Raw genomic sequence first — 21,373 nt, 5'->3', positions numbered from 1 at the left:
AAGGTCATATTTGATATTTTATAACCATTTTTTGGTGTATAGTAGGTTATAAATGAGCCATTATTTAGAGGTTTTCTATGGCCCTGACTCACTCTCTACTTGCTCCCGGCGAATTATCTCAGCAGGTCGGTGCTAATGCTCGAGAAGCTCGATTGGCCAAGAATCTTTCCCGTAAAACCTTGGCGCAGATGGCAGGCGTTTCCGAGTCCACCATTAAACGATTCGAATCCAATGGGCAAATAACCCTCGACGGCCTAGTGCTCATTGCCACAGCGCTGGGCGCCACACACCAAATTGCCGAGCTCTTCCAGCAGGAGCGCCCTATATCACTTGAAGAGATCAAGCAGACAGGGCGTGTCCGGGGGCGAAAATGAAGCGTATCAACACTGTCGAGGTGCTGCTAGCAGGTAATCCTGTGGGGGAGCTGGTCGCTAGCCGGCAGGGCATCTACTTTGCCTACCACCCCCATTGGGTGGCGGAAGGCTTCAATTTGTCGCCTCTGAACATGGATTTTACTACCCAACCACAAAAGGCGCCGGATCCACTTCTTTTTGCTGGTCTACCGGGAGCATTTGCTGACTCGTTGCCAGATGGCTGGGGAATGTTGCTCATGGATCGCTATTTCCTTGCTGAGTATGGAAAAGACCGAAGAGATATTTCCCCTCTCGATCGGCTAGCTTATATGGCCGACAGAGGGATGGGGGCATTAGAGTACCACCCCGCTATTGAGCGCACCGCTGACGAAGATGATATTGACCTAGGCCAACTCTATCAGGCATCTAACGCTGTCTACGAAGGGGAAACCGCACCTACTCTAGATACCCTGCGCCTGGCCGGTGGCTCTCCGGGCGGTGCTCGGCCCAAGGTGGCCGTTGCTTTATCCCCAGATGGTAAGCAGTGCAGCACATCTTTCAAACGCCTTCCTGCGAGCTACCAGCACTGGCTAGTGAAATTTCGTGCGCCAACCGAGCACCGTGATACCGGCGCCATCGAGTATGCCTACTCGATGTTGGCAGAGCGCGCTGGGGTGAAAATGGCCGCAAGCAAGCTGATTGAGATTAACTCCCCAGCGGGAAACGAGCGTTTCTTTGCTACACAGCGCTTTGACCGCGATTGTAATCGCAAAATTCATATGATGACGGCTAGCGGCATTCTCTATGCTGATTACAGTGCTCCATCGCTGGACTATATAGATCTGCTCAAAGCAACCAACGCTTTTACTCGACACGCAGAAGACGTTGAACGCATGGCCAGGTTGATGGTGTTCAACGCCCTGACTCACAATCATGATGACCACGCAAAGAACTTCGCCTTTCTGTATGATCAAGGGCAATGGACGTTAGCGCCAGCGTATGACTTGACCTACGCCCCTGTCCGGGGCTACGCAGATGAGCATACAACATCTTTCAGTGGGGCAGGCTTGGCTACTCGTAAAAAGCTCAATCAGGTTTGCGCTTCCTTCAGGTACTTACATCCAGATCTGTATATTGAGCAAACTCTTGATGCTCTTTCCGAATGGTCGTCCCTTTGTCGTGAATTAGACATCAATGCTAAGCAGCAGCAAATAATTCAGCGAGCATTCGATGAGAACCGTCAACGCCTTGAAACACGCTAGCAATACGACCATAGGGTTCCGCCATGTGCTAACAGAGAAATGCAGCGATATTACGCAAAAACTGAAAAAGCCTGCTAGGCTAGGAGTGTCGATTCATGGGCAAGCAAGCCTTTGATTTCCCTAAAACGCAATAAGCAAGGAGCGCCCTATGCGTAATATTATTTACATTATTGGTCTTATCGTGGTTGTGCTGTTCATTCTTTCGATGCTCGGCCTGCGCTAACATCTAGGCACTGGTTTCAAAAAACATGCCAATAAAAAACCGCCCGAAGCGTTTGCTTGCGGGCGGTTTTTATTATGAGCATCTTTGATGAGCTGCTGTGTTCAGCAATGTTTGGCAACAGCTTACCTAAGCGCAATCAGCAGCCCCCTGGCCGAACATGTCAAACATTATGTCACGGCCAAGGCGAGTCAAAACAAAGCGACCATACTCATTGAAAGTGGCGGCTTCACTGGCTTCCATTACCTGTTGGCAGGTTGCCCAGGTGGGCGTTGCGGCACACAGTGTGAGCAATTCACGGTGGGCTAAACCGCGCTGGGGTAAGGTAATGGTTTCCAGGACATGGCCGTTGTCGTAGAGCAGCTCAGCGGCAATTGATAAGCATTGACGAAGGCTACGCTGAACGTTCGCAGTCGTCGACAGCCCATTTGTCGAGGGGGCAGCGTGTTCTTTCGTAGGCTCGGGAGTCATCATGTGTTCTCCAGCGGTCAGCACCAAATCGGGCTTGTTGCAGCGCATTATAAACCAAGGTCGATGTTAGACCAAGGTCTATCATTTGGTGTTGCTCTACCGTTATTGAACTCATCAACGCTAAGCCAATGTGCTACGCTCGTCGTCACGTATTTTAGCGAGTCAATAAGTCATGCATATCAGTGTATTCGGAACCGGTTATGTCGGCCTTGTGGCAGGCGCTTGTTTAGCCGATGTAGGCCATCAAGTCACCTGTATGGATGTTAATGCTGAGCGGATTGAACAGCTTAATGGCGGCGACGTACCCATTTTTGAGCCAGGGCTAAGCACCATCGTTGCCCACAACATAGCGGCAGGCCGATTACGCTTTACCACCGATGCTGCTAAAGCGGTAGCCAGTGGTGAACTGCTATTTATCGCGGTGGGAACGCCGCCCGATGAAGATGGCAGTGCCGATCTTCGCTATGTGCTAGAGGTGGCGCGCACGATCGGCCAGCATATGGATAGCTATAAGCTGGTCATTGATAAATCTACTGTGCCCGTGGGTACTGCCGAGAAAGTCCACGCCGTGATCAGTGATGTACTTCAACAGCGCGGCGAATCACTCGCGTTTGACGTCTGTTCGAACCCAGAGTTTATGAAAGAAGGTGCCGCGATTGAGGACTTTACCCGCGGCGCGCGGATTATCGTCGGCACCGAAAGCGAACGCGTGAAATCACGTATGCAAGAGTGCTACGCCCCCTACAATCGCAACCACGAAAAACTGATGTTTATGAGCGTGCGGGCCGCCGAACTCACCAAATACGCCGCCAACGCCATGCTCGCCACCAAAATCAGCTTTATGAACGAGATCGCCAACCTTGCGGAACGGCTTGAAGTGGATGTGGAGGACGTACGGCGTGGTATTGGCAGCGACCCCCGTATTGGTTACCACTTTATCTACCCAGGCTGTGGTTACGGCGGTTCCTGTTTTCCCAAAGATGTCCAGGCGCTAGAGCGTGCTGCGCGTCAGCTAGGCTATACGCCGGAACTGCTCAGCGCCGTCGAGTCAGTGAATTTACGCCAAAAGCAAACGTTGTTCACAAAATTGCAAGATTACTTAGGCAATCTAAGTGGTAAGACCATCGCTGTGTGGGGCTTGGCCTTTAAACCCAACACGGATGATATGCGTGAAGCCCCTAGCCGCACGTTAATGGAAGCGCTCTGGCAAGCAGGTGCCAAGGTGCAGGCGTTTGACCCTGAGGCAATAGCGGAGTGTCGGCGCATTTATGGCGAACGGGATGACCTAATGCTGGCAGGCGACCGGATCCAGGCAGTCAAAGGCGCAGATGCCCTAGTGATCTGCACCGAATGGAAAGAGTTTCGCAGTGTCGATTTCACGTGGTTAGCCGATCAACTGGCTGAAAAAGTCGTCATCGATGGGCGTAATTTGTACACGCCAAGTGCGGTTGAAGAAGCGGGTTTGCGGTACATAGGGGTGGGGCGAAAGAGCGATTAAGAGATGTACCTATCATCGCGATTTTACTGATTAATTTTTGTTTGTATTACTAAAAGTTACTTGGAATTACGTCTTAATACGAAAAAAAGAGGAGAATATTTAAGTTATTCTTCACCTCGCCGAGGTTTTGAGGTAGTTGTATTAAAAACAGTGTTACGCAGGGCTGCGCAGCAAAGGCGGTTACTGAAGGCAGCAAGCGTAGCTACATGTATTCAAAAAAGGCTTTGGTTTATGGCTGCTATTACATCACTAGGCATCGGTTCTGGCTTGGATCTTAACGGCTTGCTGGAGCAATTAAAAACGGCAGAACAAGCGAAGCTTGAGCCCATTGCGCAGCAGATTAAGTCTGAGCAAACGCAGATATCCGCCTATGGTCAGCTTAAAAGTGCGCTTGAGCAGTTTCAAAGCTCTGCTGAGGCCCTCAACGATGGTTCGTCATTCGAAAGCTTGACAACCAATGTCGAGGGCAGCGCCGTTGGTGCTGTTAGCAGTAATGAGGCTCAGCCAGGCCAGTACGAAGTCGAGGTCAATCAGTTAGCTACCGCCAGTAGCTTGGTGACGGAGCGCCTCGAAACAGCAGTGGAAAGTATAGTGACGGGCGAACAGTCTTTAGATTTTACTATCGCTGATGGCAACCTGACCACGATTACTATCCCCGACGGCAGCTCTCTTGAAGATATGCGTGACGCCATTAATGAGCAGAGCGATGGCCGCTTAAACGCCTCAATTATCAATGATGGCGAAGGTTATAGGCTTTCCGTTAATGCCACTGATACCGGCGCAGACGCGAGCATTGAAAGCACTAATTTTTCTGACATTCTAGCCGCTGGTGTCGCAACCTCCGATGCACAAGTGGTTCAAGCAGGCCAGGATGCGGCGTTTAACGTCAATGGAATCGATATCGTTAGCCCCACCAATCAAGTGGAAGGTGCAATTCAGGGCGTTACCTTGAATCTTGCTGAGGCTGGCACGACGAGCACTGTAACCGTGGAGCAGGATGACGAAGCTATTCGCGAACAGGTCACCGCTTTTGTTGATGATTTCAACACGCTCAAAGAGACCATCACGACTTTGACAGCCTTTGACCCAGAGACGGGTCAGGCGGCAGGATTGAATGCCGATGCAACCACTCGCGCGGTTGAAAGAGAGATTCGCCAAACAATCAGTGCGGTTGTAGGCGGAGATGGCTTTAACGTGTTATCCGATATTGGTATTTCACTTCAAGTGGATGGCAAGCTGGAGATTGATGAAGATAAGTTAAATAACATTGTTGCTACTCAGCCAGACCAGTTAGCCAGTTTCTTTGCTGGCAATAGCGAGGAGGGTGGTATGGCAGGCCAAATAGCTTCAGCGCTTGAGGGCCTTGTGGGTACAGGTGGTCGGCTTGAAAGCGCCGTTAGCTCATCTGAAAGCCGTGTTAGTTCATTAGAAGACCGTTTTGCGAGCACTGAAAACCGTATCGAACAAACCGTTGAGCGTTATCGCACGCAGTTTCAAGCAATGGACGGTATGGTCGCGCAAATGAATCAAACTAGCGCCTATTTGACCCAGCAGTTTGCAGTACTGGGGCAGCAAAACCAAAATTAAGCAGATAAGCTTGCTAAAATAATGGCTTACAAAAATGCTCAGCACAACGTGCTGGGCATTTTTTTTGCAATGCCTTAAAAACAGATTAAAAAAGGCGCTACCTCTAAAGTTTGTTCCTCCGCAGCCGATAAACTATCTAGATACCTTTATCTACTACTTATAAGGAACTGAGTCATGGCTTCGATAACTGCACTTGGTGTGGGCTCTGGGCTGGATTTGAATGGTTTGGTTGAACAGCTTAAAGCGGCCGAAAAGCAAAAGCTTGTCCCCATTTTACAGCAGCAAAGTGCTCAGAAAACCAAAATTTCAGCTTATGGGCGCCTTGAATCAGCAATGGATCGCGTGCAAACCTCCATCGCTAAGCTTAATGATGCTTCTACGTTTAAGCAGCAAAAAAGTACCGTGACGGGCGATGGCGTGTTGGCTACCGCAGGTGAAACCGCTAATGCAGGACGCTATGAAGTAACCGTTACCCAACTGGCCCGCTCAGGCAGCGCTGCTTCCAACAGTGTGGCGCTAGATCAAGAGCTAACCGCAACCGATACGACGCTGACGCTTAACTTCGGTGCTGGCACAACGCAAACCAGTGCCACCGTTGATATCGCAGCAGGCAGTACGTTGGCGGATGTTCGTGACCAAATTAACGCGGACAAAGAGTCTGGCGTCACTGCTTCTATCGTTAATGACGGCACTGGATACCGTTTAGCGCTGAGTTCAAAAGAGACAGGCCAAGATGCGTCACTGGAGGGCTTCTCAGGCTTGGCATCGCTGACCATGGATGCAGCTACCCAGCGTTCAGGCCAGGACGCTGAGCTGAACGTTAATGGTATTGCTATCACCAGTAAAACCAACCGCGTTGAAGAGGCAATTCAAGGCGTAACGCTTGACCTCACGGCGGCATCTGGTGATCCCGTTACGCTTGTAATTGAGCGTGATGAGGCTTCGCTGAAAGAAGCAATTAATGACTTCGTTAAAAACTACAACGAAATGAAGTCCACCGTTGGTCGAATGACTGCCTATAACGGCGAAGGCGAAACATCAGGCGAGCTGGTGGGTGACCGCACCGTTCGAACCATTGAAGACCGCCTACGTCGGGATATTACAGACAACCTCGGCACAGGCGATATTACACGCCTTTCTCAACTGGGTATTGCCATTGATGAGAAGGGTCGACTTAAGGTCGATGAAGATAAGTTGGACGATGCAGTCGCCAACAACCCTGAGGGCCTAGCTACCTTTTTTGCAGGTGACACCAAAGAGGGCGGCTTTGCAGGGCGGCTAAATGCAACGCTTGTAGCCATCACTGCTGAAGATGGCATTATTCAGAGCTCGGTGACTAGCGCTGAACAGCGGGTTGATAGTCTGGATGTACGCAAGCTGCGTATGGAGGCAAGTATCGAGCGAAGCACCGAGCGTTACCGTAAGCAGTTTGGGCAATTGGATGGCTTGATAGCTCAGATGAACTCCATGAGTAGCTACCTCTCTCAGCAGTTCAGTATGCTGGGTAACATGCAGAAAAGTAATTAAGAACGTAGTCGGTAAGGCAGTTGGGGCAATAGTTGAAAAAGCTACAGTAATTTACAGAAAAAAGAGTAATCTTTTCTAAAGAAATGGGCGGGGCTGCCGTTATTTATAATAACGGCGACGCAAGCGCCGCTAAGCAGGCCAAAAGGCCAGTTAAATTTCGAGGAACACTAACATGTCTGTAATCAACACTAACATTACTGCCCTGATCGGCCAGAATAACCTGTCCAACTCACAGTCAATGCTGGCCAAAGCGCAAGAGCGCTTGTCTTCTGGTCTGCGCATTAACAGTGCTTCTGACGATGCTGCTGGTCAAGCCATCGCCAACAAAATGACTGCTCAGATTCGCGGTATGGATCAAGCTAGCCGTAATGCTAGCGACGGCATCTCTCTGGTTCAGACCATGGAAGGCGGTCTTGACCAAATCAACGACAACCTGCAGCGTATCCGTGAGCTAGCGGTACAGGGTGCCAACGACACCAACGCCGCAGAAGATCGCGATGCGATTGTTACCGAGATCAACGAGCGTCTTGCTGAAATCGATCGCGTAGCTGGCAGCAACAACTTTAACGGCACTAACCTGCTGAACGTTAGTGGTGGTGGTTCTCTTAGTATTCAGGTTGGTTCAAATACTGAAGCTGAAGACGTTATTACTGTTACCACCCTTGATGCAACGGTTGAAGGTTTGGCGTTAGATGGTGCTAGCGGTGGTGTTATAACCGCAGCGGCTGGTACTACCCCATCAACTTTTGAGCTCACAGGTACCAGTGGTGGTGGTGCTGCTACTCAGGCCCATACTGATTTTCAGGCGTTAGTTGATGCCGTTGATACAGCTACTGAAACCCTGGATACCAACCGTGCTACCTTGGGTGCTACGCTCAACCGCTTTGACTCAGTAATTGATAACCTGGCGACGACGTCTACCAATCTTTCTGAAGCCCGCTCACGTATCGAAGACGCTGATTACGCAGTTGAAGTGTCTAACATGACACGTGCTAACATTCTTCAGCAGGCCGGTACTTCCATGCTGGCACAGGCGAACCAGACGCCGCAGTCTGTATTGTCTCTGCTGGGCTAATCGTTTAGCTAGTGATGTGCACAACAGAAAGTAACGACGGGGCCAATAGGCCCCGTTTTTATTTGGGAAGGTTGTACATGTATATGAAGCAAAATGTTGGGAGCGGTTTCATTACATTCAAGAGTGTGCAGAAAAGTAATTAAGGAAGTTACAGTAATTTACATAAAAAGAGCGGTTTTTTCCTAAAGAAGTGGGCGGGGCTGCCGTTACTTATAATAACGGCGACGCAAGCGCCGCTAAGCAGGCCATAAGGCCAGTTAAATTTCGAGGAGCACTAACATGTCTGTAATCAACACTAACATTACTGCCCTGATCGGCCAGAACAACCTGTCCAATTCACAGTCAATGCTGGCCAAGGCGCAAGAGCGTCTATCTTCTGGCCTGCGTATTAACAGCGCTTCTGACGATGCTGCTGGTCAAGCCATCGCCAACAAAATGACGGCTCAGATCCGCGGTATGGATCAAGCTAGCCGTAATGCTAGCGACGGTATCTCCCTGGTTCAGACTATGGAAGGCGGTCTTGACCAAATCAACGACAACCTTCAGCGTATCCGTGAGCTAGCGGTACAGGGCGCCAACGACACCAACGCCGCAGAAGATCGTGATGCGATCGTTACCGAGATCAACGAGCGTCTGGCTGAAATCGATCGCGTAGCTGGCAGCAATAACTTTAACGGCACTAACCTCCTGAACGTCAGCGGTGGTGGTTCGCTGAGCATCCAGGTTGGCTCTAATACCGAAGCTGAAGACGTTATTACCGTCACTACGCTTGATGCAAGTGTGACTGGGCTTGAATTAGACGACGCCAGCGGTGGTGTGATTGCGGCTGGTGCTAATGGAATGGAGTTCACTCTATCCAGTGGCGGCAGCGCAGCGCATACCGATTTCCAATCTCTAGTTGATGCTGTTGATACTGCTACCGAGACTCTGGATACCAACCGCGCTACCTTGGGTGCTACCCTTAACCGTTTCGACTCTGTAATCGATAACCTGGCGACGACGTCTACCAATCTCTCGGAAGCCCGCTCACGTATCGAAGACGCTGATTACGCTGTTGAAGTGTCTAACATGACACGTGCTAACATTCTTCAGCAAGCCGGTACTTCCATGCTGGCACAGGCGAACCAGACGCCGCAGTCTGTACTTTCTCTGCTGGGCTAATCGTTTAGCTAGCAATGCACAACAGAAAGTAACGACGGGGCCCAATCGGGCCCCGTTTTCTTGCGTGGGAGTCTGATAATTTCGGCGATGCTCTGATTCTGGCGCCCGCTTTGGATTTAGTAGTCGAGAGTTCCTTATAAGTAAAATCTCAATTTATGGCTTACTCTAACCTCTGCGCGGCACTGATCGTGTGAACACATACGCAAATAGAGGCGCATTCGTGCCTTTGGTGACTGGACGAGCACGGTAAACTAAGTAAATTGCCATTTTTCTCTGTGAGCCGCTTCATGGTCAAGACCTCCTCTACCCCTGCTACTCAAAAACGCAAACCTCGCCTGCTTTGGGCTAATCCTTCTTGTTTATTGGATACCTCCAGCGGTGCCAGTATGACCGTGCGCCAAATGCTGTTACAGCTTTCGGCCCGCGGCTATGAGATTCAGGTGTTGGGGGCAACTGTTTTTGATAACCCTAAAGGAATGGGGCGGCTCAAGGAGCAATATCCAAACCTTAATGCGAACCTCCATCAATTGATTGAAGCCGAAGATGGCCCGCTGAACCATCAATTGGTGGTTAGCTATAGTCACAACCGCAACCATTTTACAGCGCATGAAGAAGGGCTCTGGTACAGCCAGTACCTCTATATGCTGGATGCATTTAAGCCAGACATTGTCTGGTATTACGGTGGCCAAACGCTGGATATGTTAATTGCCGCTGAAGCGCGTGACCGGGGGATCCCAGTCGCTTTCTATCTCGCCAATGGCAACTATAAAGCATCAAATTGGTGCCGTGACATCGATTTGATTCTTACCGATAGTCAGGCCACGGCAGATATGTACCGTCAAACGGTAGGCTATGTCGCCAAGCCTGTGGGCAAGTTCATCGCCCCTGAAAACTTTGTCGCCGATCATCATGAGCGAAATCGATTGCTGTTTGTTAACCCCAGCTGGCAAAAGGGGGCTAGCGTATTTGTACAGTTAGCGGAAAAGCTGGAGCGCGAAAGGCCTGATATTGAGCTTGAAGTGGTAGAAGCCCGTGCAGACTGGCCCGCCGTGCTACGGGAAACCACTAAGCGAATGGGCGAGCATCGTAACTCATTAAGTAATGTTGTAGTGACCCCTAATACCAGTAATATGCGAGGCCCTTACAGCCGTGCTCGTGTGGTGGTAGCGCCTAGCCTTTGGTGGGAAAGCTCCGGGCGTATGCTGGCCGAGGCCATGCTAAACGGCATCCCTGCTCTAATTACCAACCGCGGTGGCATGCCCGAAATGGTTGGCAATGCAGGCATCGCTTTTGATTTCCCGGATGAGTGCTATAAAGAGCCCTATCAACACCTCCTCAGCGAAGAAGAGCTTCAACCGCTTATTAATGCGGTCATCAGTTTTTTTGATGACGAAGACCTTTATCAGGACTATGTAAATCGCGCTTGGCAAGTAGGCAAAGAAAAGCACCACTTAGATCGCGCTACAGAGCGTCTAGTTACCGCGCTTACACCGTTGGTGAACTTGCGCGCTGGGAATAAAGATTTCACTATAACTCAGAAGAAACGCCACCGTCAGCGCCTAGCTGGTCGAGCAACCAAGCCAACGTTCAAAGTCGATAAATCTATTCAACAGTTAGTTGGCACTGTAACGAACGCCAAACCGGGTGAAGAATCTCAAGCGCCACGTCTATATTTGATTAATGACTTTACTTGGCAGTTCAAAGGCAAAGTGATGGTGCTCGACAATCGGGGCAGCTTAATTAAAAGTGGCCTTGCCGAACAGATGGCGGCTACTAAAGCTTTTGGTATAGTTGCGTTTGACCCCGCTAGCGAATTAAAAAACGCCAAGCAGTATGAAGGCAACGAATATATTCAGTTATTCCAGCATGCCCTGCTCGGTGATGGAAGCACAGCTATACTTCATGCCTGTGTATCCCCGGAAATGACCAGTACGCTTTCTCCGCTACCGGCTGACAAGCTACCCAAACGCCATCAGTTGGGCGCCAAGCCGTTAGCTGAATTGCCGATTAGCTCGATAGCCATAGATAGCATTGAGGGCTTAGGCAATCTTGATTGGCTAATTCTTGATGAGTTAAGCGATGCTATGGCCGTGCTGGAGAGTGGTAAAAAGGCACTGGCGAGCACAATGCTGATTCAGGTGCGAGTGCCTTTCCAGCTCACTCATGAGAAACAGCCTAGCTTTGCTGAACTGCAGCACTGGGCCAGCCGAAATGGTTTTCGCTTTTATCGCTTCCACAATATTCGCCACTACAGCCATTTGCCAGAAGAGTTGAACGCCCGTGCACCTTGTGCTAGTGAGCAGGAAAGCGCCGATGTGCTATTCCTACCCTCCCTCGAGCGTATGGCGACTCTGAGTGATGAGAATAAAACCAAACTGGCATTTATTCTGAGTGCCGTGTTTGCTGCGCACGATGTGGCGTTTGAGCTTCTGGCGAATGTTAGCCAGGAGAAGGCGCTGGAGTTTCTTGAAGCGCAAGAGCTTTTGCCTAAAGCGCCAGTAACAAAAACACAGGTGCCACCACCGGCAGGACCATTGATCCCACAAAGTGAGCATGTCAAAGGCGAACCAGTAGTGACTGTTTTGTGTCCTACCTATAATCATGCTCCTTATATTGAAGATACCTTAAAGGGTTTTGTATCACAAAAAACCAATTTTCCGTTTGAAGTTATCGTGATCGATGACGCATCGACTGATGGTACGCAAAGTATTATCAAAAAATATGCAGAAGAATACCCAGAATTAATATATCCCATTCTTAATGAATTTAACTTGAAATCCCAAAATAAAACAATAGCAAGCGATTTGAAAGAAATGGTTCGTGGAAAGTATATGGCCCACTGTGAGGGGGATGACTACTGGGTTGATGAAAATCAGTTGCAGTTGCAGCATGATTTCATGGAGAAAAACCCAGAGTACTCCGTCTGTTATCATAACGCATTTGTTTTGAAAGATGGTGAGGTAGTTAGCTGGTCTAAGCTACCGGAAAATGAAAAGAGAGACTTTTCTCAGGAAGATCTTTTATTAAATAATTGTTTCTTGCTAACTATGACAAGATTTGTGAGGAAGGAAATATATTTTTCAGCACCTATTCCTGAGAATCCTAGAATAGGTAATGGAGATAATTTAACAATTACACGGCTAGGCTTAGCTGGCAAAGGGAAGTACTTGGATAATATTAAGCCAACAGCTTATCGTCTTCATAATAATTCAGCATGGTCGAGCAAAAGCTCGCTTGATAAGTCGCTTATGTTAAGTAATTCGCTTAATTGGATCGGCGTGTTTCATGAGCGAGAAGGTAGAAGTAAGGTGGCTGATTTTTATTATCGTAAAGCAAAAGCTACGGCTGACATTAGCTATATAAAAAATAAGTCTGGATATAATGAATTGTCGAGTATGCCTGATAGGTTAGGGGTGGAGAAACCTTGCGATATTCTAGAGTTTTCTTCGCTCAATGATTTGATTTTTAAAGGTAGTAATAATGCGGTTAAGAGTGCAAATGGCGATAAAAACACCTTTGTTCTAGATGTAGATGGCATACGTTTAAATGCTCGCGATAGACATTATAAAATGGTTGTAATTAGTGATTTTTCAGGTTTTTTAGGAAACCCTGAAAAACTTGCGCGTGAAGTAATGAGGATATCCGCTTCCGTTGCAATAGCTACTAGTGATGCTGAGCATGAAATCGTGCGTGATAGAATAAAAAAAGTATTTGCACGCAACGCAAAGAAAACGGATCTATTGGATAGTGGTTCCATAGTTTTCTACGTATTTGAGAAAGTTAAATATGTTTAATGATAAATCAGTGTTGATTACCGGTGGAACCGGTTCATTTGGCCATACTTTTGTACCCATGCTACTTGCACGCTTCGATCCCCGTCGAGTAATTATTTTCTCCCGTGACGAGATGAAACAGTGGGAAATGGCGAAAAAATTTGAGGGCGATCCACGTGTACGCTTTTTTATAGGTGATGTGCGTGACCGTGACCGTCTTTATCGCGCATTGGATGATGTTGACTATGTCGTGCATGCAGCCGCGACCAAGATCGTCCCCACCGCTGAATACAACCCGTTTGAATGTATTAAGACCAATGTTATCGGTGCTATGAATCTGGTAGACGCTTGCATCGATAAGGGCGTGAAAAAATTGGTAGCGCTTTCAACCGATAAAGCGAGCAGCCCAATTAATCTGTATGGTGCTACTAAATTGACGTCTGATAAGCTTTTCGTTGCAGGCAACCACTATGCCGGTCATAACTCCACGCGTTTTTCTGTGGTTCGCTATGGCAATGTGATGGGGTCGCGTGGCTCGGTAATTCCGTTCTTTATGTCGATTATGGACAAAGGAGTGTTACCAATTACCGACGAACGTATGACACGCTTCATGATCTCCTTGGAGGAAGGCGTCGAGCTGGTATGGCACGCCTTTGAGGATATGGAAGGAGGCGAGATCTACGTCAAGAAAATTCCTTCGATGAAAGTCACCGACTTGGCGCGAGTGATTGCTCCAGAGGCCAAGCTGGAAGTGGTGGGCATTCGCCCTGGTGAAAAGCTACACGAACAAATGATCAGCGCCGAAGATGCCTACTATACTTACGAATATCCTGAGCACTTTAAGATTCTTCCGCAGATCAACAGTTGGGATAAGGATGCCAACCGAATTAAAGACGGCAAGCGTGTGCCGGACGGCTTCGTTTACTCAAGTAATAATAACAGCGAATGGATGACAGATTCTGAGTTGCGAGCCTGGATCCTTCAGAATCGCGAGAAAATTGGAGCCATCTAATGATTCCCTATGGTCGTCAGGAGATTACTCAAGATGATATCGATTCGGTGGTTGCTGTATTGCAGTCCGACTTCCTCACTCAGGGGCCGCAGGTACCACGATTTGAGCAAATAGTTTCACAGCACGTAGGGGCCAAACATGCGTTAGCAGTGAACAGTGCCACGTCGGCGTTGCATATTGCGTGTCTTTCGCTAGGGTTGGGAGAAGGTGATTGGCTCTGGACTACGCCGATCACTTTTGTCGCCTCAGCCAATTGTGGCCTTTACTGTGGTGCCCGGGTTGATTTTGTGGATATTAACCCGAAAACCTACAATCTTTGCTCTCAAGTCCTTGAAGAAAAACTAGAAAAGGCCAAGCAGGAAAACCGCTTGCCGAAAATACTTGTGGCAGTCCATCTTTGCGGCCAGCCTTGTGATATGGAAGCGATCTACAATCTGAGCCAACGCTTTGGTTTCAGCATCATTGAAGACGCTTCTCATGCCATTGGTGGGAAGTATAAAAGCGAATTTATAGGTAGTGGGTGCTACAGTGACATTACCATCTTCAGCTTTCACCCGGTCAAAATTGTCACCACTGCTGAAGGTGGAATGGCGCTGACTAATGATGACGAGCTGGCCAGCCGTATGAACTTATTGCGCAGCCATGGCGTTACCCGCGACCAGAACCTCATGACACATGAGCCGGATGGCCCCTGGTATTACCAGCAGGTGGAGCTAGGCTACAATTATCGCATGACCGAGCTGCAGGCTGCGTTGGGCATCACCCAGATGAACCGGCTGGATGCGTTTGTTGCCCGTCGCCATGAGCTGGCCAAGCGATACGATGAGCTCTTGCGAAATCTGCCGGTAATAACACCGTGGCAGCACCCAGACAGTTACTCGGGCCTCCACCTATATGTGATTCGCCTACAGCTGGACGCAATTAAAAAAACACACCGTCAGGTGTTTGAGTCTCTGAGAGAGCAAGGCATCGGTGTGAACCTCCACTATATCCCTGTGCATACCCAGCCTTATTACAAGGAGATGGGTTTTGAACCGGACGCGTACCAGCAAGCAATGCAATACTACCGTGAAGCCATCAGCCTACCAATGTTCCAGGGACTGGAGGATCAGGAGCAGGACGACGTAGTGCAGGCACTGAAAACAGCTTTGGAAATTGGAAGGGATTCATGAGCCAAGTTGCGATCATCCCCGCCCGTGGCGGCAGTAAACGTATTCCACGCAAAAACGTTAAAGAATTCTGTGGCAAACCGATGATTGCTTGGTCGATTGAAGCTGCAAAAGCCAGTGGCTGTTTCGACAAAATCATTGTGTCCACAGACGACCGTGAAATCGCCGAAGCAGCCGAACATTGGGGAGCAGAAGTTCCATTTCTGCGTCCAAATGAGCTGGCCGATGACTATACTGGTACGCTTCCGGTGATTCGCCATGCAGTTCAATGGCTCAGTGAGCATGAAGTAACGGTAGCTTATGCCTGTTGCGTCTACGCAACGGCACCTTTCGTCACCTCAGAAGACCTCCTGCGTGGGTGGGAATTAATTCAAAAAAGCGATGCTAGCTTTGTTTTTTCGGTAACCAGCTATGCTTTTCCGGTTCAGCGGGCTATTCGTATTACAGAAGAAGGCCGAGTTGCTATGTTTTACCCAGAGCACTTTCAGACGCGATCTCAAGACTTGGAAGACGCCTGGCACGATGCGGGACAATTTTACTGGGGCAAAGCTGAAGCGTGGTTGGAAGAAAAATCTATCTTTAGCGCAGATTCGGTGCCGTTACAGCTACCTCGCCATCGCGTACAGGATATCGATACATCTGAAGACTGGGCTCGTGCTGAGTGGCTTTTTAAAGCAATGCAGGCAGAAACAGAGGCTCAATGAAATTTGCATTCCGCGCCGATGCCTCTGTCCAGATCGGCACTGGCCATGTTATGCGCTGCCTGACCCTGGCTGAAGAGCTGCGTCGACAGGGCCATCAGTGCCTGTTTATTTGTAGAAACCATGAAGGTCATCTGGCTGACCTGATCACGCAAAAGGGGTTTGAGCTTCACTTGCTGCAGTCACCAGAGCGATTAGAAACGTTGTCAAAAAATGTAATAGTGCCTGCTCATGCCAATTGGCTGAGCGTTCCATGGCAGACCGACGCAAACCAAACCCATGAAGTGCTTTCCAGCTACAACGCCGATTGGTTGATTGTTGACCATTATGCACTCGATGCTAATTGGGAGCGTCAATTAGCTGAAGTCGTTGGGCAGATTATGGTTATTGATGACTTGGCAGATCGGGAACATGAGTGTGCTGTTTTACTGGATCAAAACCTGGGCCACGAACCGATAGATTACGAAGCGCTGATCCCTTCGACCTGCATGAAACTGATCGGGCCACCGTTTGCGCTACTTCGTCCCGAGTTTGCAGAGCTAAGGCCAGCCAGTCTTGAGCGTAGGCACTCACCGGAAATCAAACGTATTTTAATTTCGTTGGGTGGTGTAGACCAGGCCAACGTCACCGGTCAAGTGCTCGAAGCGCTTTCAAACAGCACCCTCTCACCAAAGACCGAGCTGGATATCGTGATGGGGGGGGCTGCTCCCCATCTTGAAGCTGTAAAAAAACAGGCTTCTAAGCTTCATTTTCAGGCAACGGTAAGTGTTAGCGTTAGTGATATGGCAGAACGGATGTGTGCCGCTGATTTTTCAATTGGTGGGGCTGGTAGTACATCATGGGAACGAAGTTGCCTGGGCTTGCCTTCCATAATTTTGGTGATTGCCGACAACCAAAAGGAGGTAGCAAAGCAACTGGGCCAAATGAAAGCTGCCATAGTGCTTGAGTGTTGTGATTTGCCTAACTATTTGACGCTGAACATAGGTAATCTTTTGAATGATATCCATTATATGCGCAGCCTAGCATTGAATGCATCTTGTGTAACAGATGGTGTTGGCGTGGCTAGAGTTATGGAAAAGCTATTGTCGAGGGGGTCGAATGAGTGAGTTTGGTAAACTTAGAGTTATTGTTGAAAATGATCTTGAGCTGATGCGCTCCTGGCGAAATATACCGAACGTACGTGCCAATATGTATACTCAACACGAGATTACTCAAGAGGAACACTTAGCCTGGTGGCAAAGAGTAAACAATAGTTGTGAGAATCTATATCTCATGTATGAACTTAATTCTCTACCTGCCGGGGTTGTTTACTTTAACAAAATAGACCGCTCAAGTAATAATGCGGCTTGGGGGTTTTATGCTGCTCCCAATGCACCACGAGGGACAGGGACAAAAATGGAGTTTTTAGCACTTGACTACGCTTTTAAAAAGCTAGGACTCCATAAGCTTTATTGTGAGGTTCTGGAGTATAACTCGCCTGTTATTAAGCTTCATGGTAAATTTGGTTTTAAACAAGAGGGTATATTTAAACAGCAGTTCAGATGTGATGAGAAATATCTTAACGTTTATAGGCTCGGCATCCTATGCGACGAGTGGGAACTCAGCCGCGATATTATGGAATCGAAAATTAATTCTTTTTATAAGTGAGAGTTTAGTATTAACTGTGCGTAGTGGATAAGCAGCTCTAGATGATTTTTCTTAATGATTAAGTAGGTATATAAAATCTGAGATTTTATAGCATTAGTCCATGTTGGCAGGCAATTGTATGGTGAAAAAATTTTACATTATCGCTAGTTGTAAAGAATGGCATAGACACTGTTTTGTATCTTTAGAAAAAGATATATCAGTTGATTGGGTATGGGTGTCATCTCCTGAAGAGTTATTGGGAGCGCTGCAACAAGAAAAACCAAGATATATTTTCTTTCTCCACTGGAATTGGTTAGTCCCAGAAAAAATTTGGAAAAGCAACGAATGCGTGTGTTTCCATATGACTGATGTGCCATATGGTCGAGGGGGAAGCCCTCTTCAGAATTTAATAGTTCGGGGCCATACAGAAACTACGCTTACAGCACTGCGTATGGTTCAAGAAATGGATGCGGGGCCGGTGTACGCCAAGCGCCGTTTCTCACTTGAGGGAACGGCCCATGAAATTTATCTACGGGCTGGTGAGCTGAGTTTCGATTTGATCCGATGGATGATAAAGAATGAGCCACAGCCAGAGCCCCAGAAAGGCGAATCGGTAATATTCAAACGCCGGACACCTGAGCAGAGCTTGCTGCCTGTATTTGGCTCCGTCAAAAATCTTTATAATCATATCCGCATGTTAGATGCTCCAACTTATCCGAAGGCCTATTTGGAACATGGTGAGTTTATACTTGAGTTCTCCGGTGCTAATACTTGTGAAGGCGAGCTTACAGCTACCGTAAGGATTCGCAAAAAAATCAAAGCAGGGGACAACATGAACATAAGTATTGATGGTGTAACAATTGGTCCGGAACACCCGCCTTACATTATTGCCGAACTCTCGGCCAACCATAATGGTTCCTTGGATAGAGCCTTTGAAACAATCAAGGAAGCAAAACGACGGGGTGCTTCAGCGATAAAGTTACAAACTTATACAGCGGATACGATGACTATCGACAGCGACCGCCCAGAGTTCCTGATTAAAGGCGGGCCATGGGATGGCTATAAGCTTTACGACCTTTACAGGTGGGCACAAACCCCTTTCGAATGGCATAAAGCCATGTTCGATTATGCTCATGAACTTGGAATCACTGTTTTCTCGACACCATTCGACGAGAGCGCTGTAGATCTGTTGGAAGAGCTGAACGCTCCAGCATATAAAATTGCCTCATTTGAGCTTACGGATCTCCCGCTAGTGGAGTATGTTGCAAAAACCGGAAAGCCGATGATTATGTCGACTGGAATGGCTACAGAAAATGAAATCGGAGAGGCGGTTACAGCCGCTCGTAACGCAGGCTGCAAGGAACTGGTTTTACTGCATTGTATTAGCAGCTATCCGGCCCCTATGGAACAGGCAAATGTCGCCCAACTGGTAGAATTAGGGCGTCGATTTAATGCCGTACCAGGTTTGTCGGACCATACGTTGGGCACTACGGCCTCGGTTGCTGCCGTATCACTTGGTGCCTGCCTGATAGAAAAGCATTTTATTTTGAACCGAAATGATGGCGGGCCAGATAGCGGCTTTTCTATTGAACCACAAGAGCTCGAAAGATTGTGCACCGATACTCGTGACGCTTGGGCGGCTGTCGGTAAGCCTAGTTATAATCGCCAAGAGGCGGAACAAGCGAATAAAATTTTCCGCCGTTCGATTTACTTTATGCGGGACATGAAAGCTGGCGAAGTGGTCGAGGATAAGGACATTCGCCGTATTCGCCCCGGTATTGGCTTAGAGCCAAAGCACTTCAATACATTGGTTGGCAAAACACTAAAAATAGATGTTAACCGTGGAACGCCTACAAGCTGGGAATTATTCGATGAATAAAACCATCCTTGTCGTAGCTGCCCACACCGACGATGAAGCGCTGGGTTGTGGCGGTACTATTGCTAAGCACGTTGCACAAGGCGATATAGTCTACGCTGCGTTCTTGGCAGATGGTGTAACTTCTCGGACTGAAGCATCCGAAGAAGATCTGGATGCGCGTAATACGGCAGCCTCCAAAGCTCTTCATATACTTGGTATTAAGAAAAGCTTTATGCTTGGTTTTCCCGATAATAGGCTGGACAGTGTCCCGTTGCTTGATATCGTCCAGAAGCTAGAAACGATTTTTGCCGAAGTAGAACCGCATGTAGTTTACACTCACCACAACGGTGACTTGAATGTAGACCATCGAGTTACTCATCAGGCTGTGCTCACTGCCTGTAGACCCTTACCAGATGCTTCCGTCAAAGAAATTTATGCCTTTGAAGTACTGTCTTCTACTGAATGGTACACTCCGGGTATTGCTCCTTTTATTCCTAATGTTTTTGTCGATATTTCAGAATATCTTGATACGAAGCTTAAAGCACTCGAAGCCTATAAACTGGAAATGCGAAATGAGCCACACGCTAGATCAATCCTGAATTCCAAAAGGCACAGCGAGTGCCGTGGAGCTTCGGTAGGTGTTGGAGCAGCAGAGGCATTTACATTAATTCGTATTATAAAATAAGGCATTATCTTTGAAGTAGCTGTCATGTCAATTAGGCAAGACAGCTACTTGATATTTAGATACTTAATCTAAGAGCATTTACTGTTAAGAATATCCGGATAGTTTTCAAAAGAAGCCAACCCTGTATGGTGAAGAAAGTCTAAGCTTGGGCCATGTTTTAAGTTATAGTATCCATAAGGTGTTGTGTTTTCTTTGTCTTTTGTTTTTATTTCGTTTTCTAGAAGGTGTTTTAGCTGCTCAATATTTGTTGGCTCATAAACAGCATCAAGTCCTTTATAGATAGGGTTTCCTAAAGTAATGCTCGGTATGCTAGAGCGTGTTGCCTCAATTCCTACCGTGGATAAAAAGCTAACCACCTTCGATGACTGATTAATTAAATCATATGAATCTATTTTAGAATAGCTTGGGATTAATACGACATTTTTACCAGAAAGGTTATGCCAATAATTATAGTCTTTTATACATATATTTCCTTGGTTCGGGTGAAGTCTAATAACTAAAGTGTATTTTTTTTGGGTTGCTACCCATGTTATTAACCATTCAATTGCTTTGCGTTGGTTCTCAAAAATATCAGACAAATTGATTCTCGGATCCAATGAAGCAAATTCATCTTCACTCGAAGAAAAAAAGGAGATAATGGGCTTTTTTATGTCCAACTTTTCTGAAAAATTTTGAGTAAATTGATTTTTTTTGTTTTCGTAAAAGAAAGATTGCCCTATGTTTTCCTTTTCAGCATCATTCGTATCTTCCCATAAGCTTTTGACAATGTGTGTAGTGGCAAGAAAGTCGTGAATTCTAGGCTTTTGTATCCTTAAGTTTTTCCAGCTGTTCATTCTTTCATAATAGAGTAAGTTACAGCCAATTTTCTCACAAAAGAGTGATTGAGGGTATGTGTTATAATGTCTTCCATTGTATATGTATATAGTATCGTTAACTTGTATTTCTTTTAAAGCAATCAATTGAAAACTTTCAAGAAAGAGAATGCTTTGTTGAGCGTAAGAGTTTAATTCGTTACTTATTTGTTTTAAATCAGGCTCCGTGCATCTATATTTTGATATTAAGCTTGAGGCAATTCCAATGCCAATGTTGATGTCGTTGTATTCAATTTTTTGAAGTTCCTCTATGTTGTTAATTTTATTAATAATCGCTTCTGATTTTTCTTCTATTTTACTATTGAGGTTAATCTCTTGGTTGATTCTGTATATACCACTTTTTATGTCGAGTTCTTCTGAAAGAAAGCTTTTCAGGGCTGGGATTTTTTTAGCATCACGAGCTCCCACTAGTACTATGGGAGTTGGGTTTTCATTCTTTGTTACTTTTAGGTGGTAAAGAAGTTCTAAAAACGTACCTAGAACCTGATAGTTTTTTAAATCACTGCAGTAGACATAATTCATT

Annotated in this window: 17 protein-coding genes; 15 read left to right on the top strand and 2 right to left on the bottom strand. The window is 47.3% G+C overall.

Features of this window, described 5'->3' with window-relative positions; genetic code table 11:
- Positions 1-77: 77 nt before the first annotated feature.
- Together ACFIOZ_RS18070 and ACFIOZ_RS18065 are read left to right on the top strand one after the other, a co-directional pair.
- Complete coding sequence (locus ACFIOZ_RS18070; RefSeq protein ID WP_386080170.1) at positions 78-374, top strand: helix-turn-helix domain-containing protein; 297 nt, start codon at positions 78-80, stop codon at positions 372-374.
- Positions 371-1,615 (top strand): type II toxin-antitoxin system HipA family toxin, encoded by a 1,245-nt coding sequence (locus ACFIOZ_RS18065; protein ID WP_386080169.1) that lies wholly within the window; start codon positions 371-373, stop codon positions 1,613-1,615. The genes ACFIOZ_RS18070 and ACFIOZ_RS18065 overlap by 4 nt, the downstream gene beginning before the upstream one ends.
- Positions 1,616-1,964: 349 nt before the next feature.
- Here the strand turns inward: ACFIOZ_RS18065 and ACFIOZ_RS18060 are convergent, their stop codons facing one another.
- Complete coding sequence (locus ACFIOZ_RS18060) at positions 1,965-2,306, bottom strand: hypothetical protein (protein WP_088701960.1); 342 nt, start codon at positions 2,304-2,306, stop codon at positions 1,965-1,967.
- A gap of 172 nt (positions 2,307-2,478) precedes the next feature.
- On the opposite strand from ACFIOZ_RS18060, the gene ACFIOZ_RS18055 reads away from it, so the two are divergent.
- The 13 genes from ACFIOZ_RS18055 (at position 2,479) to ACFIOZ_RS17995 (ending at position 19,978) form a co-directional block, all read left to right on the top strand.
- The gene (locus tag ACFIOZ_RS18055) at positions 2,479-3,804 is read left to right on the top strand and encodes a UDP-glucose dehydrogenase family protein (protein ID WP_386080167.1); all 1,326 of its coding nucleotides are present in this window, start codon (positions 2,479-2,481) and stop codon (positions 3,802-3,804) included.
- Positions 3,805-3,864: 60 nt separating this feature from the next.
- On the top strand, positions 3,865-5,391 hold the full coding sequence (gene fliD, locus ACFIOZ_RS18050) for a flagellar filament capping protein FliD (RefSeq protein ID WP_386080166.1): 1,527 nt from the start codon (positions 3,865-3,867) through the stop codon (positions 5,389-5,391).
- 174 nt (positions 5,392-5,565) lie between these two features.
- Positions 5,566-6,918: a flagellar filament capping protein FliD gene (gene fliD, locus ACFIOZ_RS18045; protein WP_386080164.1), complete on the top strand. Its 1,353-nt coding sequence runs from the start codon at positions 5,566-5,568 to the stop codon at positions 6,916-6,918.
- Between the two features lie 172 nt (positions 6,919-7,090).
- Positions 7,091-7,993 carry a flagellin gene (locus ACFIOZ_RS18040; RefSeq protein WP_386080162.1) on the top strand — a complete coding sequence of 301 codons (903 nt, stop codon included), beginning with the start codon at positions 7,091-7,093 and terminating at the stop codon, positions 7,991-7,993.
- Positions 7,994-8,272: 279 nt separating this feature from the next.
- A complete protein-coding gene (locus ACFIOZ_RS18035) occupies positions 8,273-9,154 on the top strand; it encodes a flagellin (RefSeq protein ID WP_386080160.1) in 882 nt (293 codons plus the stop codon).
- 287 nt (positions 9,155-9,441) lie between these two features.
- A complete protein-coding gene (locus tag ACFIOZ_RS18030; protein WP_386080159.1) occupies positions 9,442-12,948 on the top strand; it encodes a glycosyltransferase in 3,507 nt (1,168 codons plus the stop codon).
- A complete protein-coding gene (pseB, locus tag ACFIOZ_RS18025) occupies positions 12,941-13,939 on the top strand; it encodes a UDP-N-acetylglucosamine 4,6-dehydratase (inverting) (RefSeq protein ID WP_386080158.1) in 999 nt (332 codons plus the stop codon). Before ACFIOZ_RS18030 ends, pseB begins: the two co-directional genes overlap by 8 nt.
- Positions 13,939-15,111 (top strand): UDP-4-amino-4,6-dideoxy-N-acetyl-beta-L-altrosamine transaminase, encoded by a 1,173-nt coding sequence (gene pseC / locus ACFIOZ_RS18020; RefSeq protein WP_386080156.1) that lies wholly within the window; start codon positions 13,939-13,941, stop codon positions 15,109-15,111. Before pseB ends, pseC begins: the two co-directional genes overlap by 1 nt.
- Positions 15,108-15,812 (top strand): pseudaminic acid cytidylyltransferase, encoded by a 705-nt coding sequence (pseF, locus tag ACFIOZ_RS18015; RefSeq protein ID WP_386080154.1) that lies wholly within the window; start codon positions 15,108-15,110, stop codon positions 15,810-15,812. Before pseC ends, pseF begins: the two co-directional genes overlap by 4 nt.
- The gene (gene pseG, locus ACFIOZ_RS18010) at positions 15,809-16,915 is read left to right on the top strand and encodes a UDP-2,4-diacetamido-2,4,6-trideoxy-beta-L-altropyranose hydrolase (protein WP_386080152.1); all 1,107 of its coding nucleotides are present in this window, start codon (positions 15,809-15,811) and stop codon (positions 16,913-16,915) included. The genes pseF and pseG overlap by 4 nt, the downstream gene beginning before the upstream one ends.
- A complete protein-coding gene (pseH, locus tag ACFIOZ_RS18005; protein ID WP_386080151.1) occupies positions 16,908-17,456 on the top strand; it encodes a UDP-4-amino-4,6-dideoxy-N-acetyl-beta-L-altrosamine N-acetyltransferase in 549 nt (182 codons plus the stop codon). The genes pseG and pseH overlap by 8 nt, the downstream gene beginning before the upstream one ends.
- A 118-nt stretch (positions 17,457-17,574) precedes the next feature.
- The gene (gene pseI / locus ACFIOZ_RS18000; protein WP_386080150.1) at positions 17,575-19,314 is read left to right on the top strand and encodes a pseudaminic acid synthase; all 1,740 of its coding nucleotides are present in this window, start codon (positions 17,575-17,577) and stop codon (positions 19,312-19,314) included.
- Positions 19,307-19,978 carry a PIG-L deacetylase family protein gene (locus tag ACFIOZ_RS17995; RefSeq protein ID WP_386080149.1) on the top strand — a complete coding sequence of 224 codons (672 nt, stop codon included), beginning with the start codon at positions 19,307-19,309 and terminating at the stop codon, positions 19,976-19,978. The genes pseI and ACFIOZ_RS17995 overlap by 8 nt, the downstream gene beginning before the upstream one ends.
- Positions 19,979-20,046: 68 nt before the next feature.
- Here the strand turns inward: ACFIOZ_RS17995 and ACFIOZ_RS17990 are convergent, their stop codons facing one another.
- Positions 20,047-21,372, bottom strand: coding sequence for a hypothetical protein (locus tag ACFIOZ_RS17990; RefSeq protein WP_386080148.1), 1,326 nt, complete (start codon positions 21,370-21,372; stop codon positions 20,047-20,049).
- Between the last annotated feature and the right edge of the window lies 1 nt (position 21,373).

The sequence above is a fragment of the Vreelandella sp. F11 genome, assembly GCF_042466685.1.
Classification (GTDB): Bacteria; Pseudomonadota; Gammaproteobacteria; order Pseudomonadales; family Halomonadaceae; genus Vreelandella.
The sequence above is the reverse complement of the archived record's forward strand: the minus strand, read 5'-3'. Positions and strand labels throughout refer to the sequence as shown.